The following is a 26,571-nucleotide window of genomic DNA, read 5'->3' as shown; positions in this document are numbered from 1 at the left end:
CACTCCCGGGCCGAGGTGCCTACTGAACCATTCGGCGTGGGATCGGTGGTGACGTCGGACAGGTCGCGGGTTCCGCGTAGTTGTCCCCCTGATGCCGGGGGTTGGAGTGAGGTGGGTGTGCGAACCGTACGGTGATGGCCAGGCCGCCTTCGGGGCGTGCGCTGGTGGTGAGGGTGGCGTGGTGGGCCTGGGCGACGGCGTTGACGATGGCGAGGCCGAGCCCGTAGCCGTCGCGGCGGCTGTGACGGTCGGGCGCCAGTCTCTGGAAGGGCTGGTAGAGGCGCTGGATCTGGTCATCGGGGACGACTGGCCCGCTGTTGGTGATCGTCAGGGTCGCCTGCGAGGCAGAGGTCTGAGTGGTGATCTGTACGTGCCCGTCCGGGTGGTTGTGGCGGATGGCGTTGTCGATGAGGTTGGCGATGAGGCTTTCGATCAGCCTCGGGTCCCCGGCCGTCACTGCGGACGCCAGGTGTTCGGCGAGGTCGATGCCCCTAGCTGTTGCTCGGTCGCGGCGGGAGGCGAGCACCCCTCGGACGACTTGCGCGAGGTCGAGGGTGTCGCAGCGGGTGACGCCGCGCTCGCTGGTGGCCAGGGCGAGCAGCGCTTGGACGAGCCGTTCTTGGTGTCCGCCGAGGTCGAGAGCCTCCTGGCAGGCGGAGCGCAGGGTGTCGGCGTCGGCGTCGGGGTCGGCGAGGGCGACTTCGAGGAGGGTGCGCAGGCCGGCGAGAGGGGTGCGCAGCTCGTGGGAGGCGTTGGCGACGAAGTGTCGTTGAGCATCGAAAGACGCTTGGAGACGGGCGAAGAGGTCGTCGAGAATGCAGCCCAACTCAGTCAGCTCGTCGGCGGGTTCGCCGAGGTTGAGACGCTGGTGGAGGTTTCCGGCGGAGATGGCGGTGGCGGTGGCGGTGATGGCCCGCAAGGGCCTGAGGAAACGGCCGGCGACGAACCAGCCGACAGCGAGGGCGATGGGGATGAGGACGGCGAGCGCGACGGCGGAGCCGACGAGAAGTTGGTGCGGGCCGATCCCCTGCCCGGTACCGGTGATCCTGCCTGGCGCCGAGTTGTCGGCGGGAACGGTTGACTGGATGCCGGCCAGGGGGATGGTGACGATGGCGAGGACCACGATCCCGGCGACGAAGATGCCCGCGGCGTAGAAGAGCGCGAGCCGGGCCTGCAAGGACCGTCTGGCGAGTGGCCGCGGGTCGGTCATGGTGGCCCGATCCGATAGCCGCCTTCGCGGATGGTCTCGATCACTGGCGGGTCGCCGAGTTTGGCCCGCAGCCGGTGCATGGTGTGCTTGACCGCGGAGGTGAAGGGGTCGGCCGCTTCGTCCCAGACCCGTTCGAGTAGTTCCTCGGCGGGCAGGACCAAGCCGGGCGAGCCCAGCAGGCACTCAAGGAGCGCGAATTCCTTCGGGCTGAGTTCGAGACGCCGGCCCGCACGGAACGCCACCCGGCGAGCCGGGTCCAGGGTGATGTCCTCGCAGGAGAGCGTGGGAGGAAGCGGCGGGGTGGCCCGGCGGGCCAGGGCACGGACACGGGCGACCAGTTCGGCGAAGGCGAACGGCTTGGGCAGGTAGTCGTCCGCGCCGAGACTGAGCCCGTCGACGCGGTCTTCGATCGTGTCGGCGGCGGTCAGCATCAGCACGCGGGGATGGGAGCGGTCGTTGGCGAGTCGTCGGCAGATCTCGTCCCCGTGGACGCCGGGCAGGTCGCGGTCGAGGATCACCACCTCGTAGCGGGTGACGGCCAGTCGGTCGAGGGCGGCGGTTCCATCCAGGACGACGTCGACGGCCATGCCCTCGTGGCGCAGCCCGGTGCCGATGGAGCGGGCGAGGACCTCGAAGTCCTCGACTACCAGGACCCTCACCGCCACTCACCGCCGGTCGTCGTGTGGGCGGGGCGGCCGAACCGGCCGTCGGGTCGAGGTGGCATGCCGTCAACGATGCCAGATCGCCGGTTCCAGCTGGGTCGCAGCCGCTGCGACCCAGCTGGAACCGGGTGCCGCGTACAACCGTCGGCATGAACCCATCTCCAACCGTGAGGTCGCTGCGATGAGCGCCCCAGGGATCGTCGTCGCCGGACTGCGCAAGCGGTATGGGGCCACCCTGGCCCTCGACGGCATGTCCTTTACCGTCCGCCCGGGTGTGGTGACCGGCTTCGTGGGGCCGAACGGGGCAGGGAAGTCCACCACGATGCGGGTGATCCTGGGCCTGGATGCCGTCGATGAGGGCACCGCGCTGATCGAGGGGAAGCCGTATCACAGCCTTCGGCACCCGCTGAGCCACGTCGGTTCACTGCTGGACGCGGCGGCGCTGCATCCCAGCCGGAGTGCTCGTAACCACCTGCTCTGGCTGGCGCATTCACAGGGCCTGGCCGCGCGGCGGGTGGACCAGGTGATCGAGCAGGTCGGCCTGACGTCGGCGGCCCGGCGCAAGGCCGGCGGCTACTCGCTCGGCATGCGGCAGCGGCTCGGGATCGCCGCGGCCTTGCTGGGCGACCCGCCGGTCATCATGCTCGATGAGCCGTTCAACGGAATGGACCCCGACGGCATCATCTGGATGCGCGGCTTCCTGCGGTCGCTGGCCGCTCAGGGCCGCGCCGTCCTGGTGTCCAGCCACCTGATGAGCGAGGTGCAGGACACCGCCGCGCATCTCGTCGTGGCCGGGCGCGGAAAGGCCATCGCCGACGCCGGCGTGGCCGACCTGATCGCGGCCGCCTCCGGGGGCCGGGTGGCCCTCAGGACCACGGCCGGCGCGCACGCGATGAGGGTGCTCGCGCATGCCGGCGCGACCGTGGCGGCCACCGGCCGCGACACCATCACCGTCTCCGGCCTGCCCGCGGATCGGATCGTGATGCTGCTCAGCGAGAGCGCGGTGCCGTTCTCCGAGGTATCAGCACACCGCGCCACCCTTGAGGACGTCTATCAGGAACTCACCCGCGAGGCAGTCGAGTTCCGCGCCGCGACGCCCACGGAGGTACCGCGGTGACCCCAACCGTTACGCCTTACCGATCCGGCCGACCGGTCGGGCGGGACGGCTTCTTCCAGTTGCTGCACGCGGAATGGACCAAGTTCCGGACGGTTCCGGGTTGGGTGACCGGCGTGGTGGTGGCGGCACTGATGGTGGTGCTGGTCGCCCTGCTCGCCGGGGTCAGCAGCAATCAGAAGGGCTCACCGCCCGTTCCGATCGGACCGGGCGGTGAGCCGGTTACCGACAGCTTCTACTTCGTGCACCAGCCGCTGGCCGGAAACGGCAGCATCACTGTCTCCGTGCCCGCGCTCAGGAGCAGCATCCCCACGGGTCCCGCGGACCTGCGGCCTGGCATCGTGCCGTGGGCGAAGGCCGGGCTCATCATCAAGCAGAGCACCCGCCAGGGATCTCCCTACGCGGCGATCATGGTTACCGGCAGCCACGGTGTGCGGATGCAGGACAACTACGTCCACGACACGGCCGGCCTCCCCGGCTCTGTCTCCGCCGCGTCTGTTCGCCGGCTGCGGCTGGACCGCTCGGGCGACGCGATCACCGGCTATGCCTCCGCCGACGGCAGGCACTGGACCAAGGTGGGCACCGTGCACGTGAGAGGGCTCGGACCGACCGCGCAAGGCGGGCTGTTCGTCGCGTCTCCGCCTTCCGTGCATGGCATGGGCACGCGCGGCAGTGTGTCCACGGCCGTCTTCGAAGATCTTCGTACTCACGGACGCTGGGCCGGTGGCATCTGGACAGGCGATCAGGTGGGACGCAAATCCCCCAGCTTCGCGGGCTACCCGCAGAACACATCGGGTTCGTTCACGGGATCCGACGGCAGCTTCACGGTGACCGGCGCCGGCGACATAGCGCCCGCCGTTCGCGAGACTCTGCCAACCGGCGGCACCCTCAAAGACATCCTCACCGGCACGTTCGCCGCGCTGATCGCGGTGATCGTCGTGGGGGCGCTGTACATCACCACGGAATACCGGAAGAACCTGATCCACCTCACCCTGGCCGCAGCCCCGAGGCGGAGCCGGGTGCTGGTGGCCAAGGCGGTCGTGCTGGGAGTCGTCACCTTCGTCGCCGGGCTGGCGGGAGCGGTCGTCGCGGCTCCGCTCGGCACGTGGCTCGCCCGCGCCAACGGCGTGTACGTCTTCCCGGTGGCGTCCTCGACCGAACTGCGGGTGGCGCTCGGGACCGGGGCACTGCTCGCGACCGCCTCGATCCTGGCCCTCGCCGTCGGCACCATCTTCCGGCACAGCGCCGGCGCGGTCACCACCGTCATCGTGGCCATCGTGCTGCCCTACCTTCTGATCGCCAACCCGTTCATGCCCGCGAGCGTGTCGGACTGGCTGACCCGGGTGACGCCGGCCGCGGCCTTCGCCGTCCAGCAGACGCTTGTGCCGTATCACCAGGTCACGAGCATCTATACGCCCTACAACGGCTACTACCCGCTGGCACCGTGGGCCGGGCTCGCCGTCCTGGCCGGCTACGCGACGGTAAGCCTGGCCGTAGCAGCCGCCCTTCTCCGCAGGAGGGACGCATGAGACCGGCCCTGCACGCGGAATGGACGAAGCTACGGACCGTCGCCGGCCCCCTGTGGCTGCTGCTCGGCATGATCGCGGCGACAGTGGCCCTGAGCGCCGGGGCGACCTCGGTGGTCACATGCACGTCCGCCGACTGCGGCGGCGACGTGACCAGGCTCAGCCTCACGGGCGTCCAGCTCGGCCAGGCGATGGTCGCCATCCTGGCCGTGCTGGTCATCAGCGGCGAGTACAGCTCGGGCATGATCCGTACCACCCTGACGGCGATGCCGCATCGGGCCACCGCCTTCGCGGCCAAGGCCATCACTCTCACCGGCGTCGTGGCCGTCGCCGGAACCACCGCGGTGCTCGGGTCGTTGCTGGCTGGGCGGCTCATCCTGCACCGCCACGGCTTCACAGCCGCCCCCGGCCACCCGGCCCTGTCCCTGTCCGACGGGCCAACGCTACGCGCGACCGCCGGGTCGATCCTCTACCTGACCCTGATCGCCCTGCTCAGCCTCGGCATCGCCGCCATCGTGCGGGACTCCGCGACCAGCATCGGGATCATCCTCGGCCTGCTCTACCTTCTCCCCATCCTCTCCCAGGTGATCGGCAATCCGCACGGGCAGCGCCTGCTCCAGCAGATCGGACCGATGAGCGCCGGGCTCGCCATCCAGGCCACAACGAATCTCCACAGCCTGCCCCTCAGCCCCTGGGCCGGTCTCGGCGTCACCGCCGGGTGGGCCGCCGCCACGCTCGTGGCCGGCGGCCTGCTGCTACGCGTACGCGACGCCTAGGTGCTCGACACGCCGACGTCGGCCAGGGCGATGAGAGCTGGGGCGTACTTGCCATATGTGTGCTGCAAGCGCAGGGGCCCTTCCGTCCGCTGGACGGAAGGGCCCTGTGTTCACGGGGTTTCCCGGCCTCATGTGTGCTGGATCCGTTCCGGCCCGGCGCTGTGAAGGAGGCTCCGAGCCGCTGGCTGCCGAGCCGGGCTCTTCTATCGCTTGCTCTCTGGACAGCGCCAGCCCCGATACGGAGCGAAGCAACTGCAGTCGACACCCGGGCAGGCTCGTCGATGGCGATGTTCTCGAGGAGCCGGGCGGGTGGCTCGGCGCGGGGACCCGAGTGAGCTACTTGCCGAGGACGAGGGTGTTGTTGCACCCCAGGCGTGAGCCGATGTTGGTGGTTTGCGGGCCAGGTGAGACCTTGCCGTTGGACCAGTTGCCGTACGCGGACTGGCCCTGTACGTCGGTGTTCTCGTCGGTCGTACTGCATGAGGTGCTCTGGGTGATGACGAGCGTCTTGCTCTCCGCGCCGCGGTGCTTGTGCCCTTTCCCTTTCCCGTGCCCTTTCCCGTGTTCTTTCCCGTGCCCGTGCCCTTTTTCGTGCCCGTTCCCGTGGGCGTAGGCGGTGCCGGTGCCGAGGAAGCCGACGGTGCCGAGGAGGACGGCTACGACAGCCGTCTTGAGAGTCTTGCGCATGTCTTCTCCGAGCGTTGAAGCGGACGCGTATGCGATCCACCACGTCATAAGATGGCGAGAGGTTAATAAGCAAATGTCCGAAATTGACTCGTCGGCACGCCGGATCGTCTGATCAACGAGCGCGGGCGTCGGCTCGGCGGCCGGCTCAAGTTCCCTGTGCCGTCAAGGCATTACGAGGCCGAACGCGGGCGTAGGCGCTCCGCGCCGGACCACCCGGGTGGCCGCGCCGCGAGCGCGAGGCGGCGTGGGCCATTCGGCGCTGAACCAGGGGCACCGACGAAACTCCCGGGTGGTGTCGGCGAGTTCGCGTCACGACGGCGCAGCTCGACGACGTCACGCGCCGCCTACGACGGGGAGCGATCTCCGATGGTGGCTCGTGTTCCACCGTCCGCTCACGCATCGCTCACGCGTGGAGAGAAGAGCGCGCTATTTCGACGTAGGGGCGCTGGGCGATGGAGCCCGTCACCAAGATCTTGCGGTCGTCGGTTCCCGTGACTCGAGCGATCGCCCGCAAGGGGGTCTGCAAGGGGCACCGGCCCGTGGTAGCGCATCCGGAGTGAGATGGGCATGCCCGGGTTGCCGGCCGCGCCGCATGCCTACCCCGTCAGTTCGTCGAGGAGCATGGCGCTGATGCCGCCGTGGCCGTAGCCGGGGTGGTCCTTCGTGCGCGATGCCCCGATCGCACCGCCCCACGAAGCCGCCGTCAGCCGGAGTCACCCGCATCGGCGGCGCGAGCGGGCTGCCGGCGCCGGTGACGGGGCCGTACATCCGTACTCCGCCCGGGAACTCGTCCACCTCGGGTATCTCCGCCGGTTGGCGGCGGTGGCCGGTGCGGCCCGTCGAAACGGGAGGCTGGGGCATTGCCCCCTCGTGCCTAGGTCCTGTCTCGGGGAGACAGGGCCTAGAGGCGTGGCACGTGGTCCACCCACGCCATGTCGGCCGTCGCGATGAGCGACTGGCCGGCCATGGTTGCGGGGGTCACACCGGTGAACGCCACGACGTCCCGGTGCAGATGCGACTGGTCGGCGTAGCCGCAGTCGGCCGCGACCCTGGCCGCCTCCTGGCCCCCGGCCAGGCGGGTGGCGGCCCAGTCGTAGCGGACGAGCTTCACGGCGCGTTTGGGCGGCAGGCCGAGCTGCGCGTGGAAGCGGGACCACAGGCGCTTGCGGCTCCAGCCCAGCTCGTCGGCCAGCCCCTCGACCCGCACCTGGCCGTGCCCGGCGACGATACGGTCCCAGGCCCAGGCCAGCTCCGGCTCGATGGCGGGCCCCGCGGCGGACAGCCGGGCGAGGAACGCTTCGACGAGCGCGAAGCGTTCCTCCCACGAGGCGGCCTGGGCCAGCTGCTCGCGCAGCCGGGCCGCCGGCCGCTCTCCCCACAGGTCGTCCACGGCCACCACGGAGCTCTCCAGCTCAGCAGGGTTCACGCTCAGCACGGCGCGCGCGATGGCGGGGGACAGGCGCACCTGCATCCACTCGACGTTCGCGGCCCGCACCCGCGCCGCACCGCCGACACCGAACCCGAGCCCGGTGACGAGGCTGCCGCGGTGCTGCCGCCCCGTCGACTCGTCGATGCCGAGCGCCGCCTCACCGCAGGCCAGCGCCAGCGTCAGCACGGGGTGCGGGTCGAGCCGGTGGTCGACCGGAGCCGGGCCGCGGTCGCGCAGCCCCGCCAGGACGACGCCGGGTACGCGGCTGGGCCGGGCCGGGCGCGTGACCTGCCACACGGGGGCAGCGACGCGCTGGCGCACGGCAGTTGACATGTGTCCATGCTACGGGCCCGCCCGGACGGAACATTTCTTCAATCCAGCGGGCCGCGGCCGCGGCGAAGGTGAGCGCATGACTTCCACCGGAACCACCGCGCCGCCACCACCGGGCGTGGCCCGTCTGTTGCGCCCGTACGCGGGCGGCTTCGCCGTCGTCGTCGTCCTGCAGGTCATCGGCGCTGTCGCCGGCCTGGCGCCGCTGTTCGCGGTCGTCGAGCTCGGCCGTACGCTGCTGGCGCCGGGGCCGGCCGACGACGGGCACGTGCGCAACGTCGTGCTCGCGGGCGCGGCAGGGCTGCTCGTACGGCTGCTGTTCACGGCCGCCTCGTCCGGCGTCGGACACCTCCTCGACACCCGGGTGCAGCTGTCACTGCGCCGGCAACTCGCCGCGCGGCTCGGGCGGGTGCCGATCGGCTGGCTGGCGCGGCGGCGCAACGGGGAGCTGGCGAAGCTGGTGGGTGAGGACGTCAGCGCCGTGCACCCGCTCATCGCGCACACGCCGGGCGAGCTGGTCTCCGCCTTCGTGGTGCCGCCGGTCTCGCTCGGCTACCTCCTCACCGTGGACTGGCGGCTGACGCTGATCACGCTGATCCCCGTGCTGCTGGCGGTCGCGCTGGTGCCGCTGATGATGACCCCTACGCGGCTGCGCGAGCAGAAGGAGTTCGACGCCGCGATGGGGCGGATCTCGGCGTCGGTGGTCGAGTTCGTGCAGGGCATCGCGGTGGTGAAGGCGTTCGGCGGGTCGGAGCGGGCGCACGGCAAGTTCCGTACCGCGGTGGGCGACTTCACCCGGAGCTTCTACCGGATGGTGCGCGGTCTTTCCGGGGTCGCCGCCGGGATGCAGGTGGCGCTGTCGCCGCCGTTCGTGCTGCTGGCGGTGCTGGTCGGCGGCGCGTACCGGATCACCGGGGGCGGGCTCGCCCCGGCGGACCTGCTGCCTTTCCTGCTCCTCGGCCTCGGGCTGACCGCGCCCGTGGCCGCGCTCGGGCACGGCTTCGACGACCTGCAGGCCGCGCGGCGCGCCGTCGGTCGCATCCGGAACGTACTCGCCGAGCCGTCGCTGCCCGAGCCCGTACGGCCGGTGGCGCCCGAGGGACACCGGGTGGAGCTGCGGGACGTCCGCTTCGGGTACGAGGGTGCCGCGGCCGGGCGCGAGGTGCTGCGCGGTATCGACCTGGTGCTGGAGCCGGGGACGATCACGGCCGTGGTCGGGCCGTCCGGCAGCGGCAAGTCCACGCTGGTGCAGCTGCTGCCGCGGTTCTACGACCCGACGCACGGCTCCGTGCTCCTCGGCGGCGTCGACCTGCGTGAGGTGGGCAGCCAGGAGCTGTACCGGCGGGTGTCCTTCGTCTTCCAGGACGTCCGGCTGCTGCGTGCCTCGGTCGCGGACAACATCGCCCTCGCCGTCCCGCACGCCGACCGCGACGCCGTTGTCCGCGCCGCCCGCCGGGCGAGCATCCACGACCGCATTCTCGAACTGCCCCGCGGCTACGACTCGGTGATCGGCGAGGACGCCCGCCTCTCCGGCGGCGAGGCGCAGCGCGTCTCGATCGCCCGTGCCCTGCTCGCGGACGCCCCCGTCCTGGTCCTCGACGAGGCCACCGCCTTCGCCGACCCGCAGACCGAGCAGGCGGTGCGCGATGTGCTTGCGCAGACCCGGGAGAAGCGGACGACGCTGGTCATCGCCCACCGCCTGGAGACGATCGCCGACGCCGACACCGTCGTGATGCTGCGCGACGGCGAGATCGTGGAGCGGGGCACGACCGCGGAACTCCTCGCGCTGAACGGCGCATTCGCCGAATTCTGGAAGATCCACGCCGGTGCCATGGAAGCCGGTCCCGTGGAAGCCGGTGCCATGAAAGGGGAAGAGGCCCGATGATCAGCACACTGCTGCGTGTGCTCGGCCACGAGTACGCCGGGCCGGTGCGCCGCACCGTCGCCCTGATGACGGCGACCGCCCTCGCCGAGGGACTGTCGTACGCCCTGCTGGTACCCGTGCTGCGCGCCCTCTTCGGCAGCACACCCGAGGACGCCCGGCCCTGGCTGGCCGCCTTCGGCGCGGCGGTGGCGGTCTATGCGGTGCTGCGGTACATCAGCGACCGCTCCGGTTTCCGCGTGGGCACGACGATGCTGCACGGCATGTACGAGCGCCTCGGCGAACACCTCGCCCGGTTGCCCATCGGCTGGTATCAACCCGGCCGCACCGGCGAGGTGTCCGTCCTCGCCAGCCAGGGCGTGTTGCAGGCGATGAGCGTGATCGCGCACCTGTTGGCGCCGTTTGTCTCCGCCTGTGTGACGCCGCTGACGATCGTCGCCGTGATGCTCGCCTTCAACTGGCAGCTGGGGCTTGCCGGCCTGGCCGCTGTGCCGTTGGTAGCCGCGGTCCAGGTGCGTACGGCCCGCGCGACGACGGCGACCGACGCGGAGCGCGTGGAACGCGAGCGCGCGGCTACCGGCCGCGTCATCGAGTACCTCCAGGCCCAGCCGGTGCTGCGCGCCGGCGGCCGCACCGGCGAGCGATTCGGTTTGCTGGACGACTCCCTGAAGGAACTGCGCCGCGCCTCGCGTCGCTCCACTATTTCGGCGCTGCCAGGTGTGCTGGGTCTTGCGGTCACCGTGCAGGCGGTGTTCACCGCGCTGTTCGCGCTCGGTGCGTACCTCGCCCTCGGCGGGGACATCGGCCCGGCCGAGGTGCTTGCAGTCCTGGTGCTCGCTGCCCGCTGCGCCGACCCGCTGCTGTCCCTCGCCGAGATGAGTGGCGGCATCCGCGCCGCCCGCGCCGAACTCACCCGCCTCGACGACGTCCTGAACACCAAGCCGCTGCCGGAGCCTTGCGCGCCGCGCGAACCGGCCGGTCACGACGTCGTGTTCGACGCCGTCACCTTCCGGCATGGAGACCGCGCGGTCGCCGACGGAGTGACGCTGTCCGTACCCGAGGGCCGGCGGCTCGCCGTCGTCGGGCCGTCGGGCGCAGGCAAGACGACGCTGCTGCAGCTACTCGCCCGCTTCTACGACGTCGACGCGGGCGCGGTGCGGATCGGCGGCGTGGACGTACGGGAGATGGACACCGCGGCGCTGATGGCGCGGATCGCCATCGTCTTCCAGGACGTCTATCTCTTCGACGGCACGATCGAGGAGAACGTGCGCCTCGGCCGCCCGGACGCCACCGACGCCGAGGTACGGGCCGCGGCTGCCGCGGCCCGTCTCGACGAGGTGATCGAGAGGCTGCCCAGCGGCTGGTCGACGGACGTGGGCGAGGGCGGGGCGCTGCTGTCGGGCGGCGAGCGGCAGCGCGTCTCCATCGCCCGCGCGCTGCTGAAGGACGCGCCGATCGTGCTGCTCGACGAGGTCACTTCGGCCCTGGACCCGGTGAACGAGGCGGCCGTGCACGCCGGCATCGAGGAGCTGATGGCGGGCCGGACCGTGGTGCTGGTGGCGCACCGCATGGGGACCGTGCGCCGGGCCGACCGCGTCACCTTCCTGGACGCCGGGCGGGTGGTCGAACAGGGCAGCCACGAGGAGCTGCTGCGGCGCGCCGGCCGGTACGCCGCGTACTGGGACCTGTCCCTGGCCGGGGCGGCGCGGGACTGAGACGGCCGTGCGGGTTGTCGCCCCGGCCGCGCAAGCCCATCCTGTCACTAACAGCAATGTTGCTAACTGTGATGTTAGTATCTGTGGCATTAGGCGGCATCGGGGAGCGGTGACATGGCAGATTTCGTGGGCAGGCGGCACGAGCTCGAGACGCTGGATCGCGAGCTGGGCAAGGTGACGGCGGGCATCGGTGGGGAGCGGCCCGGGCGGTGCGTGATGCTTCGAGGGCGCCGCCGGGTGGGTAAGTCGCGATTGGTGGAGCGGTTCGCCGAGAGGTCCGGAGCGCCGTTCCTCTTCTATGCCGCCACGGAGGCGTCGCACGGGGCGGACCTGGAGCGGCTCAGCCAGGATGCGCAGTCGTCCAGCCTTCCGCTGGCGAATCTGCTGTCCGCGGCCCGCCCGGCGAGTTGGGATGCCGCCTTCGACGTACTGGCGGCGGCACTGCCGTACGACCGGGCGAGCGTGGTGGTCATGGACGAGGTGCCCTATTTGATGGACGCGGAGGGCGCCTTCGAGGGCATGCTTCAGCGGGCCTGGGACCGAGTGCTTGAGAAGAAGCCGGTTCTGCTGGTTCTCATCGGTTCCGACCTGTCGATGATGGAGTCGTTGAACAGCTATGGACGCCCGTTCCACCAGCGCGGACGGGAGATGGTGCTGGGTCCGCTCAACCCGGCGGAGGTGGGCGAGATGCTCGGCCTCGATCCCGCCTCGGCCTTCGATGCGTCCTTGATCACCGGTGGACTGCCTCTGATCTGTGCAGAGTGGACGCACGGCGCTGGGATGTGGGAGTTCCTGCAGGCGGCGCTCAGCGATCCGGTTTCGGCCTTGCTGGTGTCGGCGGAGCGCTCGCTTGCTGCAGAGTTCCCCCAGCAGGTCCAAGCCCGCACCGTCCTCTCGGCGATCGGCAGCGGTGAGCGGACGTTCTCCAACATTGCCCGCGCCGCCGGCGGGATCGGGGCGACCCCGCTCCAGCGGTCGCTGGGGATCCTCGCGGACAAGCGGGTGATCGCGGCGGAGCTGCCCGTGTCCACGCGGCCCTCGAAGGATCGCCGCTACCGGGTCGCGGATCCATACCTCCGCTTCTGGCTGAAGCTCCTGGGTCCGGCGATGCAGGAGATCGAGCGGGGCCGGGGTGACCTGACACTGCGGCGCATCCGCGAAAACTGGACCAGCTGGCGTGGCAGGGCCGTTGAACCTCTGGTGCGCGAGGCGCTGGCACGGCTGCTGCCCGACGCGAACCTCCCCGCTGCCCCCGCCATCGGCGGTTACTGGACCCGTACCAACGATGTGGAGATCGACGTCGTGGGAGTGGACCGCGCGCCGATCGCCAAGGAACTGTTGTTCGTCGGCTCGGTGAAGTGGCTGGAGAACTCCCCTTTCGACCGGCACGATCTCGCGGCGCTGCACCGACACCGCGCCGCGCTCACGACTGCTCCCGTGCCGGTGATCGCTGTCTCACGCAGCGGGACCGACTGTGCGGGGCTCGACGCTGCGTACGGACCGGCGGAACTCCTCGCGGCGTGGTCCTCCTGAGCATGCCGGAATACGTGTGGGTGCCAGGTGTCTATGGCCTGTCGCCCCAACTCGGCTCGGCCGAGCCTTCGGCCCACCGTGACGGTGACGTCCTCCCGCTCACGCAAACGGCCCCGGACGATGAGTCCGAGGCCGAGTGGAACGCCTCCCTGGGCGAGAAACCGCAGGTCAGCGGCTAATGCGTTGTGCCCCCGGCAGGATTCGAACCTGCGACACCCGCTTTAGGAGAGCGGTGCTCTATCCCCTGAGCTACGAAGGCGGGGCTTGTGCGAAACCTTGCGCGGAACTCGGTGTACGAGTCGTGTCCAGGTCTCTCGGTCAAGCCCTGAGCGACCTGAGGCAGTAACTGCGGCGAGGAGGTGGGCGGAGCCCGCATGACACGCCGCAGCGCCCGCCGGGGCGCTCGATCCACAGGGTACCGGATCGAGGCTCGGACGGGCGCTGGTGTCTCGGAGCGGAGGGGATGGTCAGGCCGTGTGGCTGAACATGAGTGCCGCCTCCTCATACAGTGCGCGGCTGGTCGAGTTCTGGGCGAGGACGAAGCCGAGGGTCAGGAGTTGCTGGGCTTCGACTCCGTAGGAGATGAGGCGTCCGTTCCACAGGGAGGCGTCGAGTTGTGAGTGGCCCGACTCGGCGTCGCTTCGGTAGGGGTAAACAAGCTGATGGGTGCGGGTGAGCTCCGGTATCTGTTGCAGATGCTCGGCACGGTGGAAGCCGCGTTCCTCGTCACTTTCGCCGGGTGGCCGCTCGCCCTTTCGGCTCGTCGTCCCGACAGCGACTCTGTGTTCGTGGACGCCGTGGCGGCAGGGAATGGCCAGGAGGTGATACCAGCGGAACGTCTGGATTCCGCGTCGCTCCAGTCGCTTGATGGGAACGGGGACGAGTTCCGCGGTGCCGTCGGCGAAGTGGACTTTCTCAGCGATACGTCCGTCGGCCGCCCACAGTTCGTGGATGCAACGACCGGGGCGCAGTGATTCATAGAATTGTGGTTCGTTTCCCTTGTGCTGTTTGTTGATGACGAGGCCGCCGTATCGGGCAATGGCATCGCGGTGTATGCCGCGGAACGCGCCGTCGTACAGGACTCCCATGCAGCCGGGCGCCGCGGACATGATGTCGATGACGCCTTCGACGGCGACGGCGGCCTCTCCGCCCGGGTGAAGGTGGGGTACGTAGCGCGAGTCCAGAAAGACTCGTGACAGGTAGTTCTCGTCTTTTCGGGCGGAGAAGAAGACGTATTTCGGGCCGTAGACCTCGGTTCCGCCGCCTTCCGTCTGAGGGACCGAGGCGGGGTCGACACGGTGATATCGGATTTCGCCGGTCGTCATGTCCACGCTTTGGTCGGCCCGGGCCAGGGTCGGGGATTTGAGGACGGTTCCGTCAGCGGCTATCAGCTGGTGTCGCTGTGGTCTGCTCCAGGATCGGGCCTCGTTTTCGGGGAAGATCCCTTGCTCAAGTGCCTGATCGAGGGCCAGCACCCGGTACGTGTCCCACAGGTCGTGCGAATACTCGCGTAGCCGTTGCTGGGCACGGAGCCACTGGGACCGGGTCGGTCCCGTTTCGGGGAAGCCGGCGGCGGCCACGGCCCCGAGCTCTGCCCGTACCCCGGCCTTCAAGATGGCCCACACCTCCGGGTCTTCGAGGTGCGCGGCGGCGCGGCGGGCGGAGGCCAGCACGCTGCGGGCTGCCAGGAAGAACAGGAACGCGACATCGGGGTAGTCGCGGGGCCTGCCGGTCCTGCCGGGTGGCGGGAGCGTCTCGGCCAGCTCGTAGAGATCGGGGTTGTGCGCGCAGTCGACGAGGCGCTCATGGAGGGTGCGGCGGTCCCTGTCGGTGAAGGCCCGCTTGCGTGGCGCGCGTCGGGCCGGTGGGACGGCGTCTCCGAAGATGTCCTCAGGCACCGCCGACCTGCCTCTCCGGCGCACGGTGCGCCCAGTCGTAGCCCACGAGGTCGGCGGCTCTGTCCAGGGAGCGCAGTCCTAGTCCGCGTGCGACGGTCTCGATCTTTCCGGTTTCATCGAAGATCCGTACAGCGGCGTATGCGGTCAGCGAGGCCGGTTTGACGCGTGGGTCGGCACTCAGGCCGATGCGGCGGATGAGGTCGGAGAGCGCGACACAGGCCCGGGCCTGTAGTTGTTCGTCCGGGGCGGGGGCCGAGGAGACGGCGAGCCGAGCGTTCGGTGCCGTCTCCCGGATGCGCTGCTGTCGGCTGACGAAGGCGGCCCTCGCCTGGAGCACGCGCAGCGCCCACGGGTCGAGAGGGCACCACCGTGGATCGGTCCGGGTGGAGCCGTGCATCCAGACGGCCGCGGCGTCCTCGTCGAGGTCACGGACGCGGGTGTGACCGATCTCGCCGGTGTGCCCGCCCGAGAGGGCCAGGGCTGCTGCTGCGGCGTGCCGGCTGGGCCTGCTCACATACTCTGCGGCGTGCCGCAGGGCGATGGCTTCGTCCTCGTCCAGAGGGCGGACCAGGGTCCTGGTGCGCTCGGGCAAGCCGATGTCCCGGGTGGGGTCGGTGTCGGTGAGGCCCAGCTCGCGCAGGCTCCGGTAGAAGGAGCGCAGGACGGCACGGCGCTGGTGCAGGGTCGCGGTGGCCGATTCACCGATCAGCCCGTGCCGGGTGCGTCCCTGGGCGAAAATGAAGTCCTCTGCGAAGTCGACGGTGACCTCGTCGACGAGGAGAATCCCACGGGCCTGTGCATAGCGCTGGTAGCGCTCCAGCAGTTGCCCGAAGGAACGGCTGGTCTGTGGGGACATCTGTCCCTGCGAAGTCATGTCAGTCCAGAGAGTGATCGTCTGCTCGACGGCATGCGCCAGCGTCACGTCCGCAGAGATGACCGCGGGCGTGCTGGGACCGTCGGGCAGCGTTTGGTGGGGTCTGGGTGCGCGCGGGGCGGGCATGGGTGACTACCTCCCAAAATGGTGCAAGTTCACACCAGCCTTGGGAGGGGAGCCCTCTGTGCGCAAACGCTCGCGCGCGAAAAGGTGAAGAGGGTGGCGGAAGGCGCCGGGTTCAGCGACGGGGTGTCAGGCCCGCTGGCGGGACAACACGTCGTAGATCGTCGCGAGCGACCGCATCACCGCGCCGTAGTCCTCGGCGGTCAGATGCAGAAGCTGGTCCATGCTCAACGGGAGCACGAGTCCGACCTGCGGTGCGGACGGATCGGCGGCCGGGCCCTGCGATTGGTCCTCCGTCTTGCCTTGAGTCGCCTCCTCGGCTCCGACCACCTTCGACAGGCGGAGCCTTCCGTCGGCGTCGCGTTCGACATAGCGTGCGAGCTCGAGCCAGTCCACCAGGTGCACCCACGGTGACAGGGTGGATGTCGGGTAGGGCTTCATGGCCCTGGCGATGTCCTCGGCGCTGTATGCGACACCCGGCTGTACGGAGTCGGACAGGAGCCGGTACACCCAGGAGTCACGCCAGGCGTCACCGAAGACAGTCCTGGCCGTTTCACGGTTGGTGGCCCATGACTGCCCGACGCGCACGCCGGAGACCGTGGGCGTCCATCCGGCCGGGCCCGACGTCAGTAGTCCGGTGTCGGTCAGGAAACGTAGCGCGGGGGTGATGTCGCGTCGTTCCAGCCCGGTCTCCCGGACGAAGTCGCGGATCTTGACCGCCAGGCGGCCGGTTGCGCATGTGGTGACCGCGGCGGCCAGGAGATCCATCTGCCGGTCAGCCTGGATCCCGACGGCCGGCATGCGGTAAGACGTGGGCTTGGTGTCGGAAGTCGCCTTCGCTCCGTGGCCGCGTGGTGCGCGCCGGCTGGAGGAGCGTCCGGCTGGTCCGGACGAGGAAGCACTCATTACATGGGTCCTTGTTCCATTGGTCGCCGCGAAGATCGGCGATTGTTTCGGAAAGGGCTCACGTCGGTCTCGCCGGATGGCCTAGGCTGGCCGCCGGTGTGTGAACCCTTGTCTGGAGGCATACGCCAACGGCCGCCGTGGGCTCGCAACTTGCGGCGGCCGATCTGTGTCTTGTGCATCTTTACGAGGCCTGGGTGCCCTCCGATCCCACTACGGCGAGTGAGTACCTGGACTTGCCGTCACGCCGGAGCGTCCCCTGCTTGACCGACTTGCTGAGCCGAGCCCGGATGCTCGACGCGGAACTGCTCACGCCGAGCGCCTCGATCCTCCGCGCAATCTCCAAAGGGGGCAGGCCACCTTCTCCGCGCAGCACATGGAGGATGGCTTCCTCGATCGACAGAGCGTGAGTGCTCTCCGGGCCGCTCGCGGTGCCGGCACCTCCGTCACCCGTGGGGGACTTCGAGGCCTCGCCCGTGTAGATCCGCAGGGCGCGCAGCGCTGCCGTACTGTCCGCCAGCCGCTTCTCGAAGTCCGCGAGGCGCGCTGCCGCTTCGTCGCGCGCACGCCGAGCGGCTTCGGCTCCCTGCCTCAACTCTTCTGCCTGGCTGGCGAGTTGAGCGAGAAAGTGGTGAGTGGAGACATTGATATCGGCCACTGCCACCTCGCCCTTCCTGTCGACGCGGGTCACGGCGTTCATGATCTGCGGCGACAGCATAGACAACAACAACTCGCCCTGTCTTCAAGTCTGTTGGATGCGCATTCACTCGCAGGTGCACTGCGAGTGTGTGCTGCGGGTGCACCTACGCTGACCAGGGAAGACGAAGGTGCTCGCACCTGAAGTGCACCTCGTGCTGCGGAGAGACGCGTTGCGGTGCGACCTGGGTGTGCTCTCGGCTGCGCAGCCCCAGAGCACTTGGTGCGGGCGGCTGGTGGGAGCTGCGAGACCGGCGGACCTCGATTCCTGAACCTTGATCGAGTGGGCAAGCCGAACGGGCGTCAGTGCCTCGCTGTGGCAGGGAACGTGTAGAAGCCGATGCCGGTCTTGCGGCCGAGGTGGCCCGTCTGGACCGTCCGTGACAACAGTGCGGAGCCAGGTGGGGTTCGCGGACTCGGCGTAGAGGGACTCGGCCACAGCGAGGGTGGTGTGCTAGGCCAGCCGCAGCAGGCTCCTCGGGCGGGCGCAGCCGCGGACCATGCCCTCGCTGACTTCGGCGGCCTCCACGAGGCCCGACGCGAACATGCGGATCGCCGAGACGATGAAGGGGAACAGCCGGGAGTTGACGACGAATCCGGCCCGGTCCCGGGCCACGATCACGTGCCGGCCCAGTACGTCGGTGGTGAAGGCGCTTATCCGGTCGAGCGTCGCTTCGGCGGTCACCAGCGCAGGCACCACTTCGACCAGGTTGAGAAGCAGCACGGGGTTGAAGAATTGCAGGCCCATCACCTGGCCCGGGCGGCTGGTGGCAGTGGCGAGTTTCGTGGCAGGGATGGACGAGGTGTCCGACGCCAGGAGCGCGTCATGGCCTTGTCCAGTCCGGCGAAGACGCGCAGTTTCAGCGCCGCGTCACGGCTGGCCTCTGCGACCTTGGCCCCTGCGAGCACGGAGTTCCGCGATGCCCGAACCCATCAGCCCGCAGTCCACCACGCCTGCAGTGGGCACGTGGGTCGTGTTCGTTGTCATCGTGGGACTCATGTGAGTTGCTCTGAACACCATCCTCATCGTCCGAGGGACCTGACGTCGCCGCCTCCGTGACCGTACTGGTGTCGGGAAATCTCCAGCCGATTGGCACCGGGCGCTTCGTCTTCGGCCACCACAACAGTCCTCCCCGTGCCTCAGGCGCTGAGGCGCGGGGGTACCGGCATCATCGTTTCGTGCTCCGAGACATAAAGCAGGAAGGTGACGAGATGACATTGGTAATCACACTGGTAACGCCGAACGGGGTCTGGGCGAGCACAGATCACCGGTTAACCCAGCACCCGGGTGGAAAAGTGATCACGGACAGCAGTGTCAAGCACGTAATTGTTCGAGGTTCTGACGGTGCAGCTCTCGTCTCTTACACGGGGCTCGGACGGGTGGGCGCACTCGATGTGTCGGCCTGGATGCGCGAGGTATTGCGCGGGGAGTCCCGCACGGTTGACGGGACGCTCATCGACCTCCGAGAACAGGCAACTGCCCGAATCGGCGCACAAGCAAAGAGCCTCAACATACAGCATGCTTTTCTCGCAGGTGCCTTCCTCAAAGAACGCCCGTGGGCCGTTGTCATCACGAATATGGGATCACCTGCGGGCCCTTCGTCCGGCCGAATCCAGTCGGCCTTCGAGACGACGGCGATGCCCGCCGATGAGCCGGTTGTGTTTGCCGCAGGTTCTGGCCGCGATGCCATTGTCCAAGCGGACCGCGAACTGCTTCACCGAGTCAGCGGTCACAAGCCGCGCCGTCCGGAGGAGTTCATGAGACTGCTCGGTGACGTAAATCGGCGTGCAGCCGAGAGCGGACATCCTGGAGCGCGATTGGTGAGTCGTGCTTGCAGTGTCGTTTTCATGCCGCCATCTGGGGACGATGTGAGGCGAGAGTGGTACGGGCCCGAAGAGGATCGAGCCCTCGCGCCAACAGGCTTCTCGCACATGCTCTTTGGTATCGACCTCGGTGAGATGGCACGGCCGATGATCGAGTTGTCGCAGGCGCTGTGGAGTGGGGAAATCACCGAAGAGGAATTCAGCAAGAGGACTGAGGAAGCCGCGAGGAAGGCGGTACAGCCCCGGCAACGACGCAAGCCAACGAAGTAGCGGTGGAGTACAACTTCACACGCAGGACGGGAAGTCCGAGAGCGGCACGGTGGTCTACGGGACGTGCAATGAATCCTTGTGCGTCTCCAGGGAGCTGCCCCGCGCTGTCAGGTTCCTCCTCCAGCAGTCAGAGGGGGGATGAATTCTGCGTGTTTACGCTGGAGGTAGTCGCGGCTGGTCTGGTCCGTTGAGACCAGTTCAAGCGCGGAGCGGAATGCCTGCACTCGGCGTTCAGCCTGATCGAGCAGTTGCCCCCAGGTCATGACCCAGATTCGGTAGCGGGGATTATTGGTCGTGAGGCCAGGGCGGGCGGGGTCGCTGTACTGATTGCGCACGACGTCGTCGATTTCGGTACCCACGAGCCAGAACTCCCAGTCGTGCGGTGTGCCCAGGACCTCAGGATGACCGGTGATGGCGGAGGCGTAATTATTGATCTGGCCGAACTCGGTCATCGTCAGACGCATCGGGCGCTTGAGCTCGACTACTAGGTGTCGGGTGCGTTCGCTTTCGGGCAGGTGGCGGGAGAAGACCATGTCCACGCGCCCGCGTTTGCCGGAAGGCAGGATCACCGGGCTCGATGCGAACTCCACGTCGTCGCGTTGGGTGATCAGCGTGCGCACGACACGGGTCAACCCACTTTCCGACAGGGCCAGATTCCATTCGTCGCCGAAAATCCACGGCTCGTTCACGAGCATCGGGTGGAGTTGGTCGACCTCACGGAACACGGTCTTGGTGCCGTCGGCGTAGAGCAGCCCCCGCAACCCCTGCAGGAAGTCGGAGCGGTCCGCTATCGTCTGGGCGGCCCGGACGATAGAGGCGAGCTTGGTGCGCTCCAACAGGTCCAACAGGACTTCTTGTTCGCCATCGGTCAGGTCGAGCACCGCGTTCAGGACACGGTTCGTGCGAGAGGGCTCTGCGCGGGTGGCCTCCTGGAGCAGCCGCAACGACAGCTTCTTCTGCTTGACGTCGCGACCGATGGCTGGGCTCGCCACCACCGCGACGATGTCGAAGATCTCCCGCTCCACCTCTTCGGTGGCACTGCGCGGCTCGCCCTGGTAGGGGTAGACCCCCTCGGCTTTCCACTCGGCGAGAATGTTGCCCTTCTCCTCGTCCAGGCGACGATTCAGGTAGTCGACGAGCGCTCGTTGCGCGACCGCGAGGAGTTCGCCGTGCCGGATGTCGGGAACGTGGAGATCCGCCGGCCCCATCAGACCTGGATCCCGGAATCCTTCCCACTGCAGATAGGCCGTCCAGTGGACGGGTGCTGGTGGCATCCGGCCGAGTTTGTGATCGGTGACGACCCCACCCAGCTCGTCGCACAGGTACAGGGTCTTGGATCGCATGTCCGCCGACCATTCGACGACGCGGAGCCGAGGCCGGGACTTGCCGTGCAACGTCGCCGGGTCAAGGTCCAGATCAAGGTCGACGTCATGCGTGATGTGGGCCTGAGGGCTGAGCGGTTGCCCGCGGTAGTGCACCTTGACCTCGGGCAGGGCCAAGAGCGACGCAGCCAGCCGCGCAGTCAACGGCAGGTGGATGTTGCCGTCCGCGATGCTGGCCACACGTGAGGTCTGGCGGGTCTCCATGCGAACGGTCGTGCCGGTCGGCCCGGTTGATGGCCAGGGTCCATCGAAGCTGAACTCGTTCGGCGCGCCGCGATTTCCGTGGATCACGGTCTCAGTGAGCGCGTCGCCGTTGACCGAGATCGACCGCCACTCGACGCGCTCGGCGATGCCGTAGGCAAGGAATCGACCCCGCCCCAGCTGACCGTGCAGCGGCCGGTTGATGTTCTGGGAGAAGCCAGACGCACGCTTCCACGACTCGCCGTGCGTCAGGAACAGGTCGGGAACCTGGTCGTGAGACATCCCGTGCCCGTCGTCACGGACAACGATCTCTTCGGGGGCACCCATGGCGCCGATCGCCACGGTCGTCTCGATGTTCATCGCCTCGGCATCGAGAGCGTTCCAGATCAATTCAGCAAGGATGTCGACCGGGCTGGCACGCTCCACATACCCGAGGATCGTGTCCCGGCCCGCGCGCACCTGCTTGGTCTCCACCGCGACAGCTTACGGATAAGCGAGCGTTCCGGCAGATAGTCGGTTCACAACAATGATGGTCAACAGCCGTCACCGTGGGCGAGTGACAATACGTGTGTCGTACGATCCTGGCCGCTCGCGGGCGGCCAGGAGTGGCCATTGGTGCACCGTCCATCTCACCGGAACGACGGTGAAGCCGGACTCCTTGGCGCAGCTGCCGCAGGCACCAATGGGGTAGCCGCAGCAGAATGAGGCTCCGCTGCTGGGCGAGGGCTGTCCAACTCCACCTCCTCGACACCGGCATCACACGAACCCGCTGGCCCACAACCTGAATCGGTGACCTGCGAAGTCCGGGTCTAGTCGGGCAGGACCAGTTGGCACGTCTCCCCCGGCTGCACGGAGACCGCACGGTCGGGCAGCCGGACGTCGATGGGCAACAGGTCGGACGAGGGCACCGCGATCTCCAGACTCTCTCGCTCCATGCGCAGCCGCACGCCCCAGTGCCCCTGGTAGCGAAGCGCGAACCCGTAGGAGGACAGCTCCGGCAGCGGAACCGGGTCCAGCCACAGAGCGCCCTGGCGCGTCTCGAGCCCGGTGAGTCCGCGCTGGACGAGGTCGAGGGTGCCCGCCATGGCGCCCAGGTGGATTCCCTCGCCCGTGGTCCCTCCCTGGAGGTCGGCGATGTCGCCCTTGAGTGCCTCCTGGCAGAACGTCCACGCCTCTGCGCGCCGGGCCCGGGCCAGTACCCAGCCGTGTACCAGGCCGCTGAGGGTGGAGCCGTGGCTGGTGCGGTGCAGGTAGTAGTCGACGGTGCGCCGCCAGGTGTCCTCGTCGAGGCGGTGGCCCAGCCGGCGGAAGAGGCCCTGGAGTTCGGCGTGTGAGAAGAGGTAGCCGAGCATGAGGACGTCGGCCTGCTTGGACGCCTGGTAGCGGTTGACCGTGTCGCCCTCCGCCTCCAGGATCCGGTCCAGGCGCCGGATGTCGCCGTACTGCTCGCGGTAACCCTCCCAGTCGAGTTCTGCCAGGTCGCCGTAGCCCTCGAACTGGCTGATGACGTCGTCGTGGAAGGGCACGTGGAGCGTGCGGGACACGTCCTCCCACAGTTCGAGCTCGCCGCCGTCCAGAGCCGTCCGCTCGACGAGTTCCCGTCGGCGCGGTTCGGGCAGAGTCCGGAGCACGTCGAGCGTGCGGGCCAGTACCCAGGCGGCCGTGACGTTCGTGTACGCGTTGTCGTCGAGGCCGGGCTTCTCCGCACCGGGGTAGGCGTCGTGGTACTCGTCGGGTCCGACCACGCCGCGGATGCGGTGCCGCCCGAGGCTCTCGTCGTACGTCGCCGAGTCCGCCCAGAAGCGGGCGATCTGCAAGAGCATCTCGGCGCCCTTGGTGTGCAGGAACTCGGTGTCTCCGCTCGCCTCGCAGTACTGCCACACGTTGTAGGCGACGGCCGAGCCGACGTGGTGCTGGAGGCGGGAGTGGTCGGGCAGCCAGCGCCCGGAGCGCGGGTTGAGGTGCAGCTCCTGGGTCTCCTCGCGGCCGTCGCTGCCACTCTGCCAGGGGTAGAGCGCACCGGTGCGCCCGATGGCGCGAGCGGCGGAGCAGGCTTGTTCCAGGCGCCGGTGGCGGTAGTGGAGCAGGGCGCGGGACACCTCGGGAAAGTGCAGGTTGAGATACGGCAGCACGAACAGCTCGTCCCAGAAGACATGCCCGCGGTACGCCTCGCCGTGCAGCCCCCTGGCCGGTACGCCCACGTCGAGGTCGGCGGTGTGCGGGGAGAGCGTCTGGAGCACGTGGAAGAGGTGCAGCCGCAGGATGCTGCCCGCCTCGTTGGGCACCTCCAGGTCGGCCCGGCGCCAGAGCTGGTCCCATGCCGTGATGTGCGATTCCAGCAGGTCGTCGAAGCCGGGCGCCCCGATCACCCGGTCGATCGCCGCGCGCAGCGGGTCGCTGATCGCCGGGTCGTGCGAGGTGTGCAGGGCGACGGTCTTGTCGACGGTGACAGTACGGCCCGCAGTCAGGTGGACCCGTGTCCGCTGGGTGGCTCGCAGCGGCCCGTGCCGGGTCGTGACCGACGCGTCCGCGGTGAGACGGGCCGCCATGCCGATGCGGATGTCGGAGGTACGGGTACGGCAGCGCAGCCACACCGTGTCCGGGGCGGCGGTGTCGGTATGCACGTGGGTGAGGTGGCGGCCGTCCAGGTCCCAGTAGCGCGGCACCCCGGCGTTGGTGACGGTGCCGTCGAGGGCCACCTCGACGTCGAGTTCCCCGTAGAAGTTCTCCGCCGTGAACTCGGTGCGCAGGGCCGCCAGGTGAGGGTCGGCCATGTGCACGATGCGCAGTTGGCGCACGGCCAGGGTGCGGCCCTCGTCGTCGGAGTACCGCGTTCGGCGCTCCAGCATGCCGGAGGACAGGTGGAGGGTCTGGCGGTGTTGGAGGAGCCTCGCGGTGTCCGGAGTGAGCCACGGTCCCGGGCCTTGGTCGCCGCGCAGGCGGAAGCGGAGTGGCAGCCAGTTGGGCAGGTTGACCATGTCCTCGTTCTCGACCCGGCGTCCCGCCACGTCGGAGGTGAGCCGGTTGTAGCAACCCGCCGCATACGTGCCCGGGTAGTGCACGTCGTCGGCCGTGCACTCGGGGATGGCTCCGCGGGTGGCGAAGTAACCGTTGCCCAGCGTGCACAGGGACTCCCTGAGTCTCTCGTCCGCAGGGTCGTAACCCTCGTAGTCCCATGTCCAGCCTGTCACGTCGGTGCTCCTGCCTCGATCAGTTCTCCCAGGTCACGTACGACGATGTGGGCGCCGTGCCGCAGGAGCCTGTCCCGAGTACCCGGACCGGCCGTGCGATCCACGCCGATGACCAGAGCGAAGCCGCCCCGCCGGCCCGCCTCCACCCCTGCCAGGGCGTCCTCGACGACGGCCGCGCGGTCGGGGGGAACGCCGAGCCGGCGGACCGCTTCCAGGAAGAGGTCGGGCTGCGGTTTGCCCGGCAAGCCGAGCCGGGCCGCCTCGCCGCCGTCGACCAGCGCGTCGAAGAGGTGGAGTACGTCGGCCCTGGTGAGGAGTTCACGGGCGTGGCGCGATGCGGAGGCCGCCGCGAGGGGCATCGCCTCGCGCCTCAGGGCGTGCAGCAGCTGCACCGTCCCCGGGTAGGCGTCGATGCCCTGCCCGCGCAGCCGCTCGGTGAACAGTCGCTCCTTGTCGGCGGCGACGTCACGCACCGTCTCGGCGGGCAGATCGAGACCGCGCGAGGCGAGGAAGGCCGCGGCGCCGTCGAGGCGGGACTTGCCGTCCACGTACCTCAGATAGTCGTCTCCCGTGTCGAACGGGCGCCGCTGGTTGGGATCCTCGGGCGGATGGTCGCGCAGGAAGGCGTCGAAGGCGGTCTTCCACGCGGCCGCGTGCACCTTCGCCGAGTCGGTGATCACTCCGTCGGTGTCGAGGACAACGGCCCGGACGTGCCGCAGCGCGGGTGCGATCGCGCCCAGGGACTTCCCGGACTTCCCGGAACGGGCGGGCGGGGGGGTCACAGCCGTTCCGCCACGTAGCGGGTGAGGTCGGGCAGCCGGTTGCTGGAGCCCCACTCGTTGTCGTACCAGCCGAAGACCTTCACCAGGTCGCCGTGCGCCTGAGTCAGGGCCGCGTCGAAGACGCAGGAGGCGGAATCGCCGATCACGTCGCGGGAGACGATCGGGGCCGAGTCGTAAGCATCCTCGTTGACGCCCATGACCACAGTCACGTCGCCTCCCTTGCCTGGGACCGAGATCAGCACGTTGCGGCCGCCCGCCTTCAGATGCGGGGCAGCGGAGTCGCGGTCGCGGAAGTGGCCCGTCGATTCCATGACGACGTCCCCGGCGTGCTCGCTCCAGCCGAGGGCGGCATGGTCGCGCTCCGCCGTGACGGCGATGCGCTGTCCGTCGACGGTGATCGACGTGTCGTCGTACTCGACCTTCAGGCTGATCCGCCCGTACAGCGAGTCGTACTCGAGGAGATGGGCGAGCGCGCGGGGCGGGGCCATGTCGGTGGCCACCGCCTCGACCTGCCGGCTGCCGGTCTCGGCCCGGTCCAGCGCCCCACGCAGGTAGTTGCGGCCGATGCGGCCGAATCCGGTGATGCCCACTCGGACAGCCATGGATAACTCCTGAGGAGTAGAGACGAGGTGTGTACGGGGGCGTTTTCCACCGTCACACCGGTTGCGGCACGATCGCCACCGGGCAGTCCGCGTGATGCAGCAGCGTGTGGCCCACCCGGCCGAGCTGGAGACCGAAGTGGCCGTGCCTGCGCCGGGCCCCGAGGACCACCAGGTCAGCGGCGGCGGAGCGGTGCAGCAGAACCTTGCGGGCCGGTCCCTCGACCGTCGTGCGGCACACCCGCATGTCCGGATGGTCCGCGACGGCGTCGTGGAGTACCGCGTCCAGCAGGGCCGAAGCCCGCTCCTCGTGGTACCGCGCCGGTTCGTCGGCCAGCGTCGGATGGTCCGTGGTCTCGTGCGCGGGGCAGCGCCAGGCTCGCACGACATCGAGCGTGCACGCACGGGCCGCGGCCTCACGGAACGCGAAACGCACCGCCTCACCGCTCACGTCGGGGTCCCCGGCGCCGAGCAGAATCCGCTCGTGCGTGCCCTCCACGGCGACCTTGTCGCCGCGGACCACAATCACCGGGCAGTGGGCCCGGGCCGCCACAGCCAAGCCGACCGAACCGAGGAGCAGTCCCGTCAGCTCGCCGCGGCCACGCGAGCCCGTCACCAGCGCCGCGGCGTTGCGGCCCTCCAGCAACAACGCGGACACCGCTTCTTCGGGCACCAGCTCGGTGGAGACCTTCACGGCAGGGTTGCGCCGCCGGGCGCGTTCCATCGCGGATCCGACGATGTTCTCGGCGAGGACCTGCCCGGAGGGCCGACCGAGGTCGCTCCCGAGCTCGACGCCTTCGTAGCGCTCCCAGAGAAAAGCGTGCACCAGCCGGAGCGGCAGGCCGTGGCGGGCCGCCTCGTCCACCGCCCAGTCCGTCGCGCGGAGGCTGGACTCCGATCCGTCGACACCCACGACCAGGGGAAGTTCCATCATCGCCACCGCCTTCAGTTCGGCCTCGGACAT

General features: G+C 69.2%; 22 protein-coding genes and 1 tRNA gene. 8 read left to right on the top strand and 15 right to left on the bottom strand.

Annotated elements, in window-relative coordinates; genetic code table 11:
- Positions 1 to 19: 19 nt before the first annotated feature.
- Complete coding sequence (locus GAS53_RS16440; RefSeq protein ID WP_151478330.1) at positions 20 to 1,210, bottom strand: sensor histidine kinase; 1,191 nt, start codon at positions 1,208 to 1,210, stop codon at positions 20 to 22.
- Positions 1,207 to 1,869 (bottom strand): response regulator transcription factor, encoded by a 663-nt coding sequence (locus tag GAS53_RS16435; RefSeq protein WP_151478329.1) that lies wholly within the window; start codon positions 1,867 to 1,869, stop codon positions 1,207 to 1,209. The genes GAS53_RS16440 and GAS53_RS16435 overlap by 4 nt, the downstream gene beginning before the upstream one ends.
- A 184-nt stretch (positions 1,870 to 2,053) precedes the next feature.
- Between GAS53_RS16435 and GAS53_RS16430 the strand changes: the two genes are divergently transcribed.
- Genes GAS53_RS16430 through GAS53_RS16420 form a run of 3 tightly spaced genes read left to right on the top strand, consistent with a single transcriptional unit; the run spans position 2,054 to position 5,288 of the window.
- A complete protein-coding gene (locus GAS53_RS16430) occupies positions 2,054 to 2,989 on the top strand; it encodes an ATP-binding cassette domain-containing protein (protein WP_151478328.1) in 936 nt (311 codons plus the stop codon).
- On the top strand, positions 2,986 to 4,515 hold the full coding sequence (locus GAS53_RS16425) for an ABC transporter permease subunit (protein WP_151478327.1): 1,530 nt from the start codon (positions 2,986 to 2,988) through the stop codon (positions 4,513 to 4,515). Before GAS53_RS16430 ends, GAS53_RS16425 begins: the two co-directional genes overlap by 4 nt.
- Positions 4,512 to 5,288, top strand: coding sequence for an ABC transporter permease (locus GAS53_RS16420; protein WP_151478326.1), 777 nt, complete (start codon positions 4,512 to 4,514; stop codon positions 5,286 to 5,288). The genes GAS53_RS16425 and GAS53_RS16420 overlap by 4 nt, the downstream gene beginning before the upstream one ends.
- Positions 5,289 to 5,624: 336 nt before the next feature.
- Here the strand turns inward: GAS53_RS16420 and GAS53_RS16415 are convergent, their stop codons facing one another.
- Together GAS53_RS16415 and GAS53_RS16405 are read right to left on the bottom strand one after the other, a co-directional pair.
- A complete protein-coding gene (locus GAS53_RS16415) occupies positions 5,625 to 5,975 on the bottom strand; it encodes a hypothetical protein (protein WP_151478325.1) in 351 nt (116 codons plus the stop codon).
- 901 nt (positions 5,976 to 6,876) lie between these two features.
- On the bottom strand, positions 6,877 to 7,737 hold the full coding sequence (locus GAS53_RS16405) for a helix-turn-helix domain-containing protein (protein ID WP_151478324.1): 861 nt from the start codon (positions 7,735 to 7,737) through the stop codon (positions 6,877 to 6,879).
- 76 nt (positions 7,738 to 7,813) lie between these two features.
- On the opposite strand from GAS53_RS16405, the gene GAS53_RS16400 reads away from it, so the two are divergent.
- The 4 genes from GAS53_RS16400 (at position 7,814) to GAS53_RS55160 (ending at position 13,043) form a co-directional block, all read left to right on the top strand.
- Positions 7,814 to 9,619, top strand: a complete 1,806-nt coding sequence (locus GAS53_RS16400; protein ID WP_151478323.1) for an ABC transporter ATP-binding protein — start codon at positions 7,814 to 7,816, stop codon at positions 9,617 to 9,619.
- Positions 9,616 to 11,331: an ABC transporter ATP-binding protein gene (locus GAS53_RS16395; protein ID WP_151478322.1), complete on the top strand. Its 1,716-nt coding sequence runs from the start codon at positions 9,616 to 9,618 to the stop codon at positions 11,329 to 11,331. Before GAS53_RS16400 ends, GAS53_RS16395 begins: the two co-directional genes overlap by 4 nt.
- A gap of 114 nt (positions 11,332 to 11,445) precedes the next feature.
- On the top strand, positions 11,446 to 12,864 hold the full coding sequence (locus GAS53_RS16390) for an ATP-binding protein (RefSeq protein WP_151478321.1): 1,419 nt from the start codon (positions 11,446 to 11,448) through the stop codon (positions 12,862 to 12,864).
- 2 nt (positions 12,865 to 12,866) lie between these two features.
- Positions 12,867 to 13,043 carry a hypothetical protein gene (locus GAS53_RS55160; protein ID WP_192583137.1) on the top strand — a complete coding sequence of 59 codons (177 nt, stop codon included), beginning with the start codon at positions 12,867 to 12,869 and terminating at the stop codon, positions 13,041 to 13,043.
- A gap of 7 nt (positions 13,044 to 13,050) precedes the next feature.
- Here the strand turns inward: GAS53_RS55160 and GAS53_RS16385 are convergent.
- The 6 genes from GAS53_RS16385 to GAS53_RS56305 all read right to left on the bottom strand — a co-directional run bounded on the left by GAS53_RS16385 (position 13,051) and on the right by GAS53_RS56305 (position 18,154).
- Positions 13,051 to 13,123: transfer RNA gene (locus tag GAS53_RS16385), tRNA-Arg, on the bottom strand.
- Between the two features lie 208 nt (positions 13,124 to 13,331).
- Positions 13,332 to 14,762 (bottom strand): hypothetical protein, encoded by a 1,431-nt coding sequence (locus tag GAS53_RS16380; RefSeq protein ID WP_151478320.1) that lies wholly within the window; start codon positions 14,760 to 14,762, stop codon positions 13,332 to 13,334.
- Positions 14,755 to 15,636, bottom strand: a complete 882-nt coding sequence (locus GAS53_RS16375; RefSeq protein ID WP_192583136.1) for a site-specific integrase — start codon at positions 15,634 to 15,636, stop codon at positions 14,755 to 14,757. The genes GAS53_RS16380 and GAS53_RS16375 overlap by 8 nt, the downstream gene beginning before the upstream one ends.
- Before the next feature lie 252 nt (positions 15,637 to 15,888).
- Positions 15,889 to 16,560: a hypothetical protein gene (locus GAS53_RS16370; protein ID WP_151478318.1), complete on the bottom strand. Its 672-nt coding sequence runs from the start codon at positions 16,558 to 16,560 to the stop codon at positions 15,889 to 15,891.
- A 286-nt stretch (positions 16,561 to 16,846) separates the two neighbouring features.
- Positions 16,847 to 17,362: a hypothetical protein gene (locus tag GAS53_RS16365; protein WP_151478317.1), complete on the bottom strand. Its 516-nt coding sequence runs from the start codon at positions 17,360 to 17,362 to the stop codon at positions 16,847 to 16,849.
- A 450-nt stretch (positions 17,363 to 17,812) separates the two neighbouring features.
- Positions 17,813 to 18,154, bottom strand: a complete 342-nt coding sequence (locus GAS53_RS56305) for a 3-hydroxyacyl-CoA dehydrogenase NAD-binding domain-containing protein (RefSeq protein WP_263974146.1) — start codon at positions 18,152 to 18,154, stop codon at positions 17,813 to 17,815.
- A gap of 260 nt (positions 18,155 to 18,414) precedes the next feature.
- On the opposite strand from GAS53_RS56305, the gene GAS53_RS16355 reads away from it, so the two are divergent.
- Positions 18,415 to 19,452, top strand: coding sequence for a hypothetical protein (locus tag GAS53_RS16355; RefSeq protein ID WP_151478316.1), 1,038 nt, complete (start codon positions 18,415 to 18,417; stop codon positions 19,450 to 19,452).
- A 107-nt stretch (positions 19,453 to 19,559) separates the two neighbouring features.
- On the opposite strand, the gene GAS53_RS16350 is transcribed toward GAS53_RS16355, so the two are convergent.
- From GAS53_RS16350 to GAS53_RS16330, 5 genes are all read right to left on the bottom strand, one after another.
- Complete coding sequence (locus GAS53_RS16350; protein ID WP_151478315.1) at positions 19,560 to 21,509, bottom strand: ATP-binding protein; 1,950 nt, start codon at positions 21,507 to 21,509, stop codon at positions 19,560 to 19,562.
- Positions 21,510 to 21,844: 335 nt separating this feature from the next.
- Positions 21,845 to 24,226, bottom strand: coding sequence for a glycoside hydrolase family 65 protein (locus GAS53_RS16345; protein ID WP_151478314.1), 2,382 nt, complete (start codon positions 24,224 to 24,226; stop codon positions 21,845 to 21,847).
- Positions 24,223 to 25,008: an HAD family hydrolase gene (locus tag GAS53_RS16340; protein WP_404829236.1), complete on the bottom strand. Its 786-nt coding sequence runs from the start codon at positions 25,006 to 25,008 to the stop codon at positions 24,223 to 24,225. Before GAS53_RS16340 ends, GAS53_RS16345 begins: the two co-directional genes overlap by 4 nt.
- A complete protein-coding gene (locus GAS53_RS16335) occupies positions 25,005 to 25,610 on the bottom strand; it encodes a glyceraldehyde 3-phosphate dehydrogenase NAD-binding domain-containing protein (protein WP_151478313.1) in 606 nt (201 codons plus the stop codon). Before GAS53_RS16335 ends, GAS53_RS16340 begins: the two co-directional genes overlap by 4 nt.
- Before the next feature lie 52 nt (positions 25,611 to 25,662).
- Complete coding sequence (locus GAS53_RS16330; protein ID WP_225858948.1) at positions 25,663 to 26,571, bottom strand: universal stress protein; 909 nt, start codon at positions 26,569 to 26,571, stop codon at positions 25,663 to 25,665.

It is taken from the genome of Streptomyces albicerus, from assembly GCF_008905045.1.
GTDB lineage: Bacteria > Actinomycetota > Actinomycetes > Streptomycetales > Streptomycetaceae > Streptomyces > Streptomyces albicerus.
Note: the sequence above shows the minus strand (reverse complement) of the source record. Positions and strands in the feature narration are given on the sequence as shown.